We start from the raw sequence: 13,147 nt of genomic DNA on the forward strand, positions 1-13,147 counted from the left end.
CTATTTTTTTTCTATATGAAGAACGTTGATACAATTGCCGTTTTAGACTTTGGCGGGCAGTACGCCCACCTGATTGCTAACCGCGTGCGCCGCTTGGGCGTGTTTACCGAGATCCACTCCCCTGCCGCCCCGGTTTCTGAACTCGAAGGCGTGAAGGGCATCATCTACAGTGGCGGCCCCAGCAGCGTGTACGCGGCCGACGCACCGGAATACAATCCTGAAATTTTGAACCTCCCGGTGCCGAAACTCGGCATCTGCTACGGTCACCAGCTCATCGCCCAGCAGTTGGGCGGTCACGTGGAACCGGGCAAGGTCAAGGAATACGGCATTGCCGACCTCATCGTCGGCGACGAAAAGTGCCCGCTTTTGAAGGGACTCCCGAAGGCCAGCCCCATGTGGATGAGCCACGGCGACCAGGTCACGAAGCTCCCCGAGGGCTACAAGATTGTGGCCAGCACCAAGGACTGCGAAATCGCCGCCGTCGCTTTTGACAGCGACAAGCCCGAACGCCAGATTTTCGGCATCCAGTTCCACCCCGAAGTCACCCACAGCAAGTTCGGCATGAAGTTGCTCGAAAACTTCGTGGACTTCACGGGTGCCAAGAAGACCTGGAACATGAAGAGCTACCTGCCGCTCATCACGGAACGCATCAAGGAACAGGTCAAGGACCGCAAGGTATTCCTGCTCGTGTCCGGCGGCGTGGACTCCACCGTTGCATTCGTGCTCCTGAACCGCGTGCTCGGACCGGAAAAGGTTCTCGGCCTGCATGTGGATAACGGCATGATGCGCCTCGGCGAATCCCAGAAGATTATGGACTTCCTCACGAAGGAAGGCATGAACAACCTCAAGATCCGCGATGCAAGCGAACACTTCCTCGCAAAGCTCAAGGGCGTGACCGCGCCGGAAACCAAGCGCGGCATCATCGGTAAGGAATTCTTGACGGTGAAGGACGAGGAAATGGCGAAGCTCAACCTCGATCCGAACCAGTGGATGATGGCGCAGGGCACCATCTACCCCGACACCATCGAAAGCGGCGGCACCAAGAACGCCGACAAAATCAAGACGCACCACAACCGCGTGCAAGAAGTTTTGGATCTCATGGAAAAGGGACTCGTGCTCGAACCGCTCGCCGACCTGTACAAGGACGAAGTCCGCGCCCTCGGCGAAGAACTGGGCATTCCGCACAACCTCGTGTGGCGTCACCCGTTCCCGGGTCCGGGTCTCGGCGTTCGCCTGCTCTGCAGCGACGGCAAGTTCACCGATGACCTCGTGAAATTCGATGATGTTCGCGACACATCAGGCCAGTCCCTCGCCGACTACCTGAAGGCGAACAACATCGCTGGCCGCCTGCTCCCCATCAAGAGCGTGGGCGTGCAGGGCGACGGCCGTACCTACGCACAGCCGTTCCTCATCACCACACCGGGCCTTAGCTGGAAGGATTGCGAAAAGTTCTCTACCGAACTTGCCAACCGCTTCAAGGCCATCAACCGCGTGATTTACCAGATTGGTTCTGTTGCAGATGAAGACCCGAAGCTTGTGGAACAGTACGCCACTCGCGAAAACTTCGATACGCTCCGCAAGTTCGACAACATCTGCACCGAATTCCTGCAGGCAAACGATTTGTACGAAAAGATTTGGCAGATGCCGGTCGTACTCGTCCCGCTCCGTACGGCAAACAAGCCCTGCATCGTGATGCGCCCGGTGAACTCCACCGAAGCCATGACCGCCAACTTCGCCGAAATCGACCAGGGAATGCTCGCAGGACTCTGGCGCAAGTTCGAAGCCGAAGGCGCCGGCAGCCTGTGGTACGACGTGACGCACAAGCCTCCTGGAACCATCGAATGGGAGTAATGGAATCTCGCGATAAGACCATCATCCGCACGAGCGTCGTGGGGATTTTGGCAAACGCGTTCCTTTCGGGGTTCAAGGCCGTCATTGGCCTCATGACCAATTCCATTGCCATCGTACTTGATGCGGTGAACAACCTCTCCGACGCGGCGGCATCGCTCATTACCATCATCGGCACCAAGCTCGCTGGGCGTGAACCCGATAAAAAGCACCCGTTCGGCTACGGCCGCATCGAATACCTGAGCGCCCTCGTGATTTCGCTGCTGGTGCTATATGCGGGCATCACGTCGCTTACGGAATCCATCAAAAAAATCATCACGCCCGAAACACCCGATTACAACGTCCCGGCGCTTGTCATTGTGGGAGTCGCGGTGCTCGTAAAAATCGGGCTCGGCATTTATGTGAAGCGCGTGGGCGTCAAGGTCCATTCCGACTCGCTTGTGAATTCTGGCGAGGACGCCCGCCTCGACGCTGTCATCTCGACATCAACACTGGTGGCTGCCATCGTGTTCATGGTGTTCGGCGTCTCGCTCGAAGCGTACCTCGGCGCCGTCATATCTCTCGTCATCATCAAGTCGGGTTTCGAAATGATCCGCGACACCGTCTCGCGCCTTTTGGGCGAACACGTCGATGCGGAACTCGCCCGCGATATCAAGGCTACTGTCCGTAGTTTTGACGGCGTGAAAGGCGTGTACGACCTGGTGCTCAACAACTATGGCCCAGACACCTACAACGGCTCGGTACACATCGAGGTGCAAGACACCTGCACCGCCGCCGAAATCGACGAACTCATCCGCGGCATTACCGAAAAGGTCTACGCAGAACACCAGGTGATACTCTCCGGCATCAGCGTCTACTCGCAAAACACGAAGGACGCAGCAATTAGCGCCATGCAAAAACAAATTTACCAAGCCGTCCTCGCCCACCAGTATGTGCGCGGCGTCCACGGATTCTACATGAACGAGGCGAAAAAGAAAATCCGCTTTGACGTAGTGGTGAGCTTTGACGCAGGCAACCGTCGCGAAGTCTACGAGGCCATTCGCCAGGAAATCGAGGGCCTCTACCCCGATTATTCGCTCGAGATGACCCTCGACATCGACTTCAGCGAAATCTAAGCCAATCCACCGAACTCAAAACCGGCGTCTTCCACAGCATCCCTGAGCGCAGCCTCGTCGACCTCGCCCTCGATGGTGAGAGTGTTCTTGGAGACGTTCGCCTCGGCGGCCGTGACGCCGGCCAGCTTGGAAGCGGCCTTTTCTACGCTCATTTTGCAGTGGTTGCAAGACATTCCCTTGACAACGAAAGTCTTGGACATAGAAGCCTCCATTTGGATTTTGCTCTTTTTGGGGAACTTAGAATAAATAATGAACGCCACCAAGAGCCCCGCCATCACGTAGTCGAATACGCCCAGGGCATGGTGGCCTGTAGCGACGACGCTTGCGTCGGGAAGCATGTAGGTAAGGAAGGTATCCATCATGAACGAATCGACGATCCAGCCAAACAAAAGTGCACCGCCGGCAATGCTCAGCAAGTAGGCTACCAGGGTCCGCTTGCCAAAAGCCTTCCCCACCACAAGCATCGAAGCGATGCTCGTCGCAGGACCCGCCATCAAGAGAACGAGGGCGGCCCCCGGAGTGAGCCCCTTCGCCACAAGCGCCAGCGCAAGAGGGATCGAGCCCGTAGCGCAGGTGTACATGGGCATCGCCAAGATGAGTACCGCCAGCATGCAGAGGATAGGATACTGGCGGAGCGCCATAAAGAAATCGCTGGGGACAAAAGCCGAAATCAAGGCACCAAGCGCAAGGCCGATCAACAGCCACTTGCTCACGTTCGCCACCATGTCCACAAGGCCGTAGCGGATGGTCTCCGCGAGTTTGCCGGCAAAGGTCGTCGGAATTTCGCGTTCTTCGCAGCAGTGGCCGTCGCAACCGCCTTGGCATTCAAAATGGTCGTGGTCATCATCGTCATGATCGTGGCATTCGCAATGCTCGTGTTCATGCCCATGATCGTGGCATTCGCAATGCTCGTGTTCATGCTCATGCTCCTCTACGGTTTCGTTCCGCGAGGCGAAATTCGTCAACACGCCCCCAAACAAAGCCGTCGCAAAGGCGGCAATCGGGCGCAGAATCGCAAAAGGCAACCCGAGCAGCGAATATGTCGCCAAAATGGAATCCACACCGGTCGCGGGCGTCGAAATCAAGAACGAAACGCTCGCCCCCTTGCTAGCCCCCTCGCGGTGGAGCGCGATGGCCGTGGGGATCACGCCGCACGAACATATTGGGAGCGGGATTCCAAAAATGGTAGCCCAAAGGACCGACTTGAATGTCGGTTTGGAAATCTTGGGAACGTAGAGCTTTTGCGGAATCCACACGTGCAAAATTCCCGCCAGCAAAAAACCGAGCAGCAAGAATGGAGCCATCTCCGCCAAGAGCATGACAAAAGAATGCAAAAAAGACATGAGGATTTCCATAACTATACGCCTTCTTTCTTATGCAGAATGTGAGAGAGACCCGTGCGGAAAATGAGGCCGATGTGCTCGTCGTCCTGCGAATAGAAAATCTGACGGCCCACACGGCGCGGCTTCACGAGGTTCGCCGTGCGCAAAATGCGCAGCTGGTGGCTGACCACCGACTGTTCAAGTTGCAGTTTCTCGGCAATTTCGTTGACCGAAATCTCGCCGTCCAAAAGAATCTGGATGATGCGGATGCGGGTCGTATCGCCAAAGAACTTGAAGAATTCAGCCAGTTCAAAAAGCGTATCCATAGAGAGGGATTCGGTCTTTTTTGTCATCGCACTGCCCTTTTTCAAGAAAAATCATTGCTTTTTTAATATATGAACATTCGTTCATATCTACATATATACAAACAATCAAACCTCTTGTCAACCTATTTTGGCAAGTTTTTTTGAAAATGGCGTTTTTAGGCTAAAAAAGGCAAAAAAAAGACTCGGTGCCGCCACGAGAGAAAATGGAAAGCACCGAGTCAAGACACCCAAGTCCGATACCCTGCGACTACAAGACATTGTCGCGAGTAAAAACAAACCTGTATCTTTAAAATAATCTATCGTGTGACGAAAAACAAGTTTCTATATTAATATTATGAGCATAAATTATTCCAACTTAGAACAATACGCCGACGAATTGGCGAATTTGGCGAAAAAAGCGGGTCGCAATCTGCGCACCGTGAGTGCCGAAAAAAAAGCCCAAGTTCTCCGCCTGGTGGCGGAACGGATCCGTGCACAAAAATCAGAAATCCTCGCCGAAAACGCGAAGGACTGCGAAGCTTTCAAGGACAAACTCTCGGAAGCCATGCTGGACCGCCTGACATTGAATGACGCCCGCATCGAGGCCATGGCCAAAGGCGCCGAAGAAATTGCAGAATTTACCGACCCGCTGGGCCGCGTGCTCGAAAGCCGCGAACTCCCCAACGGGATCCAGATCAGCCGCGTGTCCGTGCCCATGGGCGCCATCTTCTTCATTTACGAAAGCCGTCCGAACGTAACGATTGACGGCGCATGCCTCTGTTTTAAATCGGGCAACGCCGTGGTGCTCCGCGGCGGCAAGGAATCGCTCAACTCCTCCAAGTTCCTCGCAGGAATCTTCCGCAAGGCGCTTGCCGACTGCGGACTCGACCAGGATGCCGTGCAGCTGGTGGAGAACCCCGACCACGCCCTCGTAACGCTTCTGCTGCAAAAGAACGAGGCCCTGGACCTCGTGATTCCCCGCGGTGGCGAACGCCTGATCCGCGCCGTGGTGGAACAGAGCAAGATCCCCGTCATCAAGCACTTCAACGGCATCTGCCATGTGTACGTGGACAAGTCCGCCGACATTGAGATGGCTCGCGAAATCCTCATTAACGCAAAAACGCAGCGCACCGGCGTGTGCAACGCCATGGAATGCGTGCTGTTCGACCGCGCCCTCAACAAGGCGAGCGTACTCTCACTCGTGAAAACCCTACAAGACAAGGGAGTGGAATTCTTTGGCGATGCCGAAGCACAAAAGGAAATCACAAACGTGCAAGACATTGGCGACGACGCCAACTACCACCACGAATACCTCGCCCTCAAGGCGAGCGTCAAGTTCGTGGACGGCGTGAAGGGCGCCTGCGACCATATCGAGAAATACAGTAGCCGCCACACCGAGGCAATTGTTGCAAAGGACACTGCAGCACTCGACTACTTTGCCGCAAACGTTGATAGCAGCAGCGTGATGCTAAACGCGAGCACCCGTTTTGCCGACGGCGGGCAGTACGGCCTGGGCGCCGAGGTGGGCATCAGCACCGACAAGATCCACGCACGCGGGCCCATGGGCGTCGAGAGCCTGTGCACCTACAAGTGGATTTTGCGTGGAACAGGACAAATAAGACAGTAGCTCGGCTCATTAATATACGAGCCGTCTTTTTAATAAGCATTTTTCCGCAAGCAACTAGCGGATTGTAATTCTAGACGTCTTGTACTTGGTACGTACTAGGTACGAACCCGTGGCTATTGAACCGAGGGAGATTTCGTTACCGCGACCTCTGCGAAGCACGACGCCGTTCAAGTCGAGCAAAGCCCAGTCGGTGACACTAGACAGGTAAACCTTGCGGTCGCGGACAGTCAGACGGAACGCCGCCTCCCCCGCCACAGGCTTCACCACGGTCTTCGAAGAGTCTATCGCCTCCCCAAAACGGATGTTCCCCACCTTGAGGGCTCCGCCAAGACCATCGGCCGTGAGGAAGAAATCCTGCACGCCCGCGAGCTCGGGAAGGTTGGTGCACTGCACCTCGATCCACTTGGAGGATTCGCACGTGGAGGGGACCTCGCACTTGGAGATGACCTCCCCCTTTTTGCTTTCGGTACGCAGGCTGAGCGTTCCACCGGAGCACTCCTTGAGTTCGACCTTCACGCCCGCCCCCACGATGGAGTCGGTAATCACATTCTCGAACAGCGCATACCCGCCGTCCTTGATGTTCAGCTGGTCGTCGGCATCGAGACTCACGCGGATACCGTTGTCAAAGCCGTTGCCGGGGATGGAGTCTCGGATGATGCGCAAAAAGTCCAGACGGTCAAGTTCCGCATAGTGCTTGCCCTTTGTAATCTCGATAAAGTTTGACCCACGTTTGAGCTTCGTCGGGATGTACACGACGGACTTCTCGGGGAACTCGCTCCAGGCGCCCGTAAGCGGCAACGCCACCTCCTGTGTTTTGCCGTTGATGTCCACAAAGTGGGAACTCCCGTTGGCACCATCCTCGGTCCAGTTGTTGTCGTAGCGGTAGCGGATCAGGTAGTCGCCCGCCTGCGGGATGATCATGGGCAGGCGAATCTTGCTGTCGTCGTAGTTGATGTAGGCGACAAACTCGCCGTTCGAAGCCTTGGAACTGCTGGAAATTTCCACGTGCGTAAGGGCCCCGTGTTCGGCTTCAGCGCTCAGGTAGCGGCCCAAAAAGGGCTGACCCATCTCGGGCCAGTTGTCTTCGGTGAAAACCAGGTCGCGCACCTGGATGTACGAATTGCCGCCGTCGTTCTTGTCGTAATAGTGGTTCACAAAGCGCAAGCGGTTCACGCCCTCGAACGCCTCGCCACCCGCAGGACCGTAGTAGCGGCCGTAGCGGCTAAGGAGAATCGTGCCACCGCCATTCAAGAGCGCCTTGCCGCTGCGGTCCACGTAGCCGCCGTCAATGCGGTTCGAGCGGCCGACCGTCGTCTTGTAAGAATTGTTCTCGAGGTCGGCTCCCTTCTTGCAGCAGTTGTCCCAGGCGGTAAAGAGGAAGTACTTGCCGTTGTGCTCGATGAGGCTTGCCCCCTCGACGCCCGAACCTCCGCGGTTCGCGATGTTTTGCATTTTGGCGCCGTTCTTGACCTTGCCTGTTGTTTCGTCGAGTTCCAGGATGTGGATGCCCGTGCCCCACGAACCGAAAGCCATCCAAACCTTGCCGTCCAAGTCCTTGAGCACCGCAGCGTCAATGGCGTTGTAGGCGTCGGTCTTGACCGTATGGATGACCTCGCCCTGGTCCGTCCAGCCGTAGCCGGGCTTGGTCGGGTCGATTTCCTTGCTGCTCATGAAGCCCATGCCCGAAGAGCGGATGCCCATCTCGGAGCCGCAATAGTACATGCGGTATTCCTCGCCAACGTAATGAATATCCGGCGCCCAGATGTCGATCATGTTCGGGGCGTAGTCGTAAAGCCACTGCGAAAATTCCGGCATGGCGGGCTCGCCGTTCTTCCAGTTGTAGGCATCCTCGGAGAACTGCATGAGCATGTGGTTGTCCGTCGTGGCGAGCGCGTAGCCATCCTCGTAGCGGATGATGTCGGGATCGTGCCCCGCCCAACGAGATTCCTTAGCGAACCAATCGGCGGCAATGGCGTTGGTCAGAACTGTGGTAAGCAGCAAGGCGCCAAAACGAATATTCATATTGTACTCCAAATTCCTCTTCCCCACACAAAAAATATATATAAAAGAACCCATTTTTCAGCAACGCTCCGTTATCGCATAGATGAATTATCCACGAGATTCGGGGCTTTTCTATATTGTTTAAAAAACCGTAGCGAGGTCATCGTGAAATTTGAAGAAATTCTCAAGGAAATCAAGTTCGAAGTGGAATTTGGCGGCGTGAAGCTCGCGCCGGCCATTGTGCAAGACGCCGACAAGGGCGACGTGCTGATGATGGCCTGGATGGACGAGGAGGCGCTCCGCCGGACGCACGAATGCGGCGAGATGGTATTCTGGAGCCGCAGCCGCAAGGAATACTGGCACAAGGGCGACACCAGCGGCAACGTAATGACCGTGGTGGAATGGGCCGCCGACTGCGACAGTGACGCGCTTTTGTTCAAAGTGCGCATGCAGGGGCCGCAGGTGGCCTGCCACACGGGCGCCCGCAGCTGCTTTTTCAAGAAGTGCGACAAGTAGAAGTTCAATAGGGAGACCTTGCCATGAAAAAACGTTTGGCCTTACTTACAATCACTTTGGCTCTTCTCGCCTGCGGTGACGACAATTCTTCATCTGCCAACGATGGCGAACTTTCATCTTCTTCAAGCATTCAAGAAGCCAGTTCTTCTAGCAACAAAGCTGGATCATTGCCTTCGGATGACAGCTGGACTACTGTCGAAAAAACTGACCGTTTTTCTTTCTTCGATGAAGAACATCTCAGGTACTATTTCCTTGAAGAAGAATGCGACTACGATTCCATCACAAATTCTTTCAAATGGGTAGCGGAAGACTACACGGGCACTTTTAACAGGTACGACGTATCGTCATCTACGTTCCAATCCGAATATGGCGGAGACACGCTTAAATATATGATAGACCGTTCCTTCGGATTCAAGATGTCTAATGACACTCTATACGAATGCGATTACATCGGGGACGAATGCGACGATCCCAACGCTGCTTATGTTTATGTAGGCAAATCGAATTCCATTTTTTCAACATGGGAACTTGTCGGCAAGATCAGAAACGGAACATTCGTGCCCGCTCCGTCCAATCTTAAACAAACTCTTATACTTGAACCAACCCAGAGAACCATAAAATCAAGTTCCAAAGATATCTATAAGCTTTATGGTCCCGGCGAACACTGCTACCAAATTTACCAGATATTTGACGACGAATCAAAAGAAAAATTATGCAGCAACTACTTCATCGAAAACCAGGAAATCTCTTCGGACACTGCATTTATAGCTAGTGGTTTATGGTTCTTGCAGAAAGATTCCAACACTGTAAATATTTCTGTAGACGGAAAGGTTATCGAAATCAGCACGAATCTTTCCATGGGGATGCAGCCCACGCAATACACAAACTTCGTAATAAAAGTATCCTACCAAGGAACGACCTGCACCAAATGGAACAAAAACCTTGACATCACGCAAGAGTATTGCGAAGCTACCGAGCACGACATGGATTTTCTCAAAAATGATTACAGCAACATCCACCATGCTTTTGTCGATCAACTCCTAAGCTACAGCGACAACGATGACGAATTCGAAGAATGCATCAAGCAATTTAACCTGAAATAAAAATTGAGTCTTGATTTAACGCAAAATATTCGACGTCATGGTTTCAAGCGCCTGCTGCTTGCAGTTTCAGGCGGTCTGGATTCCATTTGCCTCGCGCACTATTTCATCGCTAACCGCGAAGCGCTCGGCATCGAATGGCTCGGGATTGCGCACGTGCATCACGGGCTGCGCGAAGGGACCGCAGATAGGGATGCCGCATTTGTGGAGGCTTTTGCAAAAGCGCACAACGTCCCCTTTTTTCTGAAACATCTCGACGGAGATGCTCTCAAGGAAACCGAAGGCTCGCTCGAAGAAAACGCGCGGGACGCCAGGTACAAGGCGCTAATGGAGATCGCCCTGGATCCTTCGGCTTCGCCTCAGGATGACACCTCTAACTCCGAATTCCAAATTCGAAATTCCGAATTCGCCATCGTGACCGCGCACCACGCGGGCGACCAGGCAGAAACCATGTACATGCGTCTCCGTCGCGGAACGACGCTCGCCGGATTGCAGGGAATCCAGGAAATCCGCGCTTATACCTCCCCCACTCCCCACTCCACACTTCACATTTCACTTTCCACACTCCACACCCCACATTTCATCTACCGCCCACTGCTGAACGTGACACGCGAGGAACTGCTCGCCTATGCTCGCGAAAAAAATCTCACTTGGTGTGAAGACGAGAGCAACGCCGATGTTAAATTCGCGCGCAACAAGGTGCGGCGCGAACTTTTGCCCTTGCTGGAACGGGAGTGCCCCGGTGCGACGGAACAACTCTGCCGGATTGCAGAACTTGCAGACTGGGCTTACGCTAAGGTCATTGCCAAGGGCGAGGCAGTTTTCGACTCGGTCTTGGTTAAGCAAGATCCTTCGACTCCGCTACGCTTCGCTCAGGATGACACTCACACAATCACCCTGGACAAGAAAAAACTCAACAAGCTCCTGCGGGAACACGCCGACACCGACCTTTCCGAAATGTTCCGGCTGTGGCTCTCGGCAAAGGGATTCCGCTTCCCCATCGGGTTCTTTTACGGCGAGAGCGAACCCGCGCACCTCAAAATTCCGCATCGCGCCGCATACCGCAAGCGCGCCATCGCCAAAATCCGCCAAACTATCCAGATTTACGAGTTCGACACCCCCGAGGAAGCACAGAAATTTGTATCTTGCCGAGAGAAAGACAAAGGATTATAATGAGTCAACCCAAAAAGCCAGCCGCTCCCTTCAAGAACAGGAATTTCATCATTGTCCTCGTGATGCTCCTCATGCTGTTTGTGCTCTTCCCGCTCACCGGCAAAAACGAAGAGTCGAACCTGACACGCACCGAGTTCCTCGCCATAATGGGCGACTCCACCAAGGTCATTACCGAACTCACCCTGCAAAAGACGCCCGACGGAATCATCATCGAGGGCGCCTACCAGATGTCGCCCGAAGAAATCGCCGAGGCGAAAAAGAACCAGAGCACCATCGCCCGGTTCACGCGCGCCACCAACGAAAACAGCAACACCAAGCGCTTTGTGAGCCACATGCTCGACATCAGTAACGAGCAGATTACCGCCTGGGAAGTTTTCAAAGGCGTGAAGGTCAAGGTCATCCACGAGTCCTCCACCTGGATTGACGCTGTGGTCGCATTCCTCCCGGTCATCATCCTCATCGCCTTCTTCTGGATCATGACAAACCGCCAAATGGGCGGTGGCGGCAAGAACCCGTTCAGTTTTGGCAAGAGCACGGCGAAGGTGCTCTCGAACGATCCCAAAAAGAAGACCACGTTCAACGACGTGGCGGGTTGCGACGAGGCTAAGCAAGACCTGCAAGAGCTCGTGGAATTTTTGAAGGATCCCAAGAAATTTGACGCCCTCGGTGGGCGTATCCCCAAGGGGGCGCTTTTGGTCGGCCCTCCGGGTACTGGTAAAACGCTCCTCGCCCGCGCCGTGGCCGGCGAAGCGGGAGTGCCCTTCTTCAGCATGTCAGGTTCCGACTTTGTCGAGATGTTCGTGGGCGTGGGCGCCAGCCGCGTGCGCGACCTCTTCGAGACAGGCAAAAAGAACGCCCCGTGCATCTTGTTCATCGACGAAATCGACGCCGTGGGCCGCCAGCGTGGCGCAGGCCTCGGAGGCGGACACGATGAACGCGAACAGACCTTGAACCAGCTCCTTGTCGAAATGGACGGCTTCGCCGCAAACGAGGGCGTCATCCTGATTGCGGCCACAAACCGTCCCGACGTGCTCGACAAGGCATTGCTTCGCCCGGGCCGATTCGACCGCCAGATTGTGGTGGGTCTCCCTGACCTCAAGGGCCGTGAAGAAATTTTGAAAGTTCACTTGAAAAAGCGCAAGGTGCCTCTTGCTAAGGACGTGGATGTTTCGGCGATCGCCAAGGGAACCCCGGGCCTCGCCGGTGCCGACCTCGAGAACTTGGTGAACGAAGCTGCCCTCCTCGCAGCCCGCTTCAACAACAAAAAAGTCACAATGCTCGACTTCGAGGAAGCCCGCGACAAGCTCAGCATGGGCGCCGAACGCCGAACGCTCCTGATGACCGACGAGGAGAAGCGCCATACCGCCTACCACGAGGCGGGCCACGCGCTCATGACGCTTTTGTGCAAGCACTCCGACCCGCTGCACAAGATTACAATTATCCCGCGCGGGCGCGCCCTGGGCGTCACCATGAGCCTGCCCGAACGCGACCAGGTGAGCTACAGCCGCGAATATGCCGAAGAACGCATCATGATTATGATGTCGGGCCGCCTCGCCGAACTCATCTTCTTCAACCATCAGAGCACGGGAGCCTCCAACGACATCCAGCGCGCAACAGAACTTGCACGCAAGATGGTCACGGAATGGGGCTTCGACGAAGAAATCGGGCCGGTATGCTACAGCCGCAGCGACGGCGAAGTGTTCCTGGGTCGCGAAATCTCCAAGCCCAAAGAAATGTCCGAAATGATGGCCGAAAAAATCGACAACGCCGTGAACAACCTCATCAAGCGAATGGACCAGGCCGCACGCAAGCTGCTGGAAGAGAACAAGGATAAGCTTATTGACCTTGCCGAAGCGCTGTTTGAATTCGAAGTGCTCGACCGCGAAGAGATTGACCGCGTGATGGCGGGCGAAAAGCTCACCGGCACCAAAAAGAGCCGCCAGTACCAAGCCATGGAAGAGATGGCCGCAAAAAAGAAGCGCGAAGAGGAACCTCCCCCGGACCCGGGCAAGCAACCGCCCACGGCTCCCGTGGCCGACGCCCCCATCGCCGAAGTCACGCCGAAGCCTGCCGCCGGTAGCGAGACCGCAAGCGAACACTCCGTCGAAGTCAATCCCGAGAACAAGGACGTTTAACAGAA

General features: G+C 55.1%; 10 protein-coding genes. 7 read left to right on the top strand and 3 right to left on the bottom strand.

Annotated features, from left to right (window positions below):
* Positions 1 to 15 precede the first annotated feature (15 nt).
* Both guaA and BUB55_RS09035 read left to right on the top strand, forming a co-directional pair.
* Entirely contained in the window at positions 16 to 1,851 is a 1,836-nt protein-coding gene (gene guaA / locus BUB55_RS09030) for a glutamine-hydrolyzing GMP synthase (RefSeq protein WP_073190142.1), read from the top strand.
* Positions 1,851 to 2,963 carry a cation diffusion facilitator family transporter gene (locus tag BUB55_RS09035; protein ID WP_143152986.1) on the top strand — a complete coding sequence of 371 codons (1,113 nt, stop codon included), beginning with the start codon at positions 1,851 to 1,853 and terminating at the stop codon, positions 2,961 to 2,963. The genes guaA and BUB55_RS09035 overlap by 1 nt, the downstream gene beginning before the upstream one ends.
* Here BUB55_RS09035 and BUB55_RS09040 read toward each other — a convergent pair.
* Positions 2,960 to 4,318, bottom strand: a complete 1,359-nt coding sequence (locus BUB55_RS09040) for an SO_0444 family Cu/Zn efflux transporter (protein WP_073190145.1) — start codon at positions 4,316 to 4,318, stop codon at positions 2,960 to 2,962. The two genes, BUB55_RS09035 and BUB55_RS09040, sit on opposite strands and share 4 nt — an antisense overlap.
* Before the next feature lie 2 nt (positions 4,319 to 4,320).
* Positions 4,321 to 4,638 (bottom strand): ArsR/SmtB family transcription factor, encoded by a 318-nt coding sequence (locus BUB55_RS09045; RefSeq protein WP_073190192.1) that lies wholly within the window; start codon positions 4,636 to 4,638, stop codon positions 4,321 to 4,323.
* Positions 4,639 to 4,945: 307 nt separating this feature from the next.
* Here BUB55_RS09045 and BUB55_RS09050 point away from each other — a divergent pair, with 307 nt between their 5' ends.
* A complete protein-coding gene (locus BUB55_RS09050; RefSeq protein ID WP_073190146.1) occupies positions 4,946 to 6,217 on the top strand; it encodes a glutamate-5-semialdehyde dehydrogenase in 1,272 nt (423 codons plus the stop codon).
* A 54-nt stretch (positions 6,218 to 6,271) separates the two neighbouring features.
* Here BUB55_RS09050 and BUB55_RS09055 read toward each other — a convergent pair whose 3' ends face one another.
* The gene (locus BUB55_RS09055; protein WP_073190194.1) at positions 6,272 to 8,239 is read right to left on the bottom strand and encodes a family 43 glycosylhydrolase; all 1,968 of its coding nucleotides are present in this window, start codon (positions 8,237 to 8,239) and stop codon (positions 6,272 to 6,274) included.
* Positions 8,240 to 8,383: 144 nt separating this feature from the next.
* Here BUB55_RS09055 and hisI point away from each other — a divergent pair, with 144 nt between their 5' ends.
* Genes hisI through ftsH form a run of 4 tightly spaced genes read left to right on the top strand, consistent with a single transcriptional unit; the run spans position 8,384 to position 13,142 of the window.
* Positions 8,384 to 8,734 (top strand): phosphoribosyl-AMP cyclohydrolase, encoded by a 351-nt coding sequence (gene hisI, locus BUB55_RS09060; RefSeq protein WP_073190147.1) that lies wholly within the window; start codon positions 8,384 to 8,386, stop codon positions 8,732 to 8,734.
* A 23-nt stretch (positions 8,735 to 8,757) separates the two neighbouring features.
* Positions 8,758 to 9,837, top strand: a complete 1,080-nt coding sequence (locus BUB55_RS09065; protein ID WP_143152987.1) for a hypothetical protein — start codon at positions 8,758 to 8,760, stop codon at positions 9,835 to 9,837.
* A gap of 3 nt (positions 9,838 to 9,840) precedes the next feature.
* Positions 9,841 to 11,007: a tRNA lysidine(34) synthetase TilS gene (gene tilS, locus BUB55_RS09070; RefSeq protein WP_073190149.1), complete on the top strand. Its 1,167-nt coding sequence runs from the start codon at positions 9,841 to 9,843 to the stop codon at positions 11,005 to 11,007.
* A complete protein-coding gene (gene ftsH, locus BUB55_RS09075) occupies positions 11,007 to 13,142 on the top strand; it encodes an ATP-dependent zinc metalloprotease FtsH (protein WP_083596954.1) in 2,136 nt (711 codons plus the stop codon). The genes tilS and ftsH overlap by 1 nt, the downstream gene beginning before the upstream one ends.
* The last annotated feature ends 5 nt before the right edge of the window (positions 13,143 to 13,147 follow it).

It is taken from the genome of Fibrobacter sp. UWP2 (genome assembly GCF_900141705.1).
Taxonomy (GTDB): domain Bacteria; phylum Fibrobacterota; class Fibrobacteria; order Fibrobacterales; family Fibrobacteraceae; genus Fibrobacter.

Coding starts and splice junctions, on each gene's coding strand:
- BUB55_RS09040 (WP_073190145.1), bottom strand. CDS start 4,318: ATGGAAATCCTCATGTCTTTTTTGCATTCTTTTGTCATGCTCTTGGCG.
- BUB55_RS09035 (WP_143152986.1), top strand. CDS start 1,851: ATGGAATCTCGCGATAAGACCATCATCCGCACGAGCGTCGTGGGGATT.
- BUB55_RS09050 (WP_073190146.1), top strand. CDS start 4,946: ATGAGCATAAATTATTCCAACTTAGAACAATACGCCGACGAATTGGCG.
- ftsH (WP_083596954.1), top strand. CDS start 11,007: ATGAGTCAACCCAAAAAGCCAGCCGCTCCCTTCAAGAACAGGAATTTC.
- guaA (WP_073190142.1), top strand. CDS start 16: ATGAAGAACGTTGATACAATTGCCGTTTTAGACTTTGGCGGGCAGTAC.
- BUB55_RS09045 (WP_073190192.1), bottom strand. CDS start 4,638: ATGACAAAAAAGACCGAATCCCTCTCTATGGATACGCTTTTTGAACTG.
- BUB55_RS09055 (WP_073190194.1), bottom strand. CDS start 8,239: ATGAATATTCGTTTTGGCGCCTTGCTGCTTACCACAGTTCTGACCAAC.
- BUB55_RS09065 (WP_143152987.1), top strand. CDS start 8,758: ATGAAAAAACGTTTGGCCTTACTTACAATCACTTTGGCTCTTCTCGCC.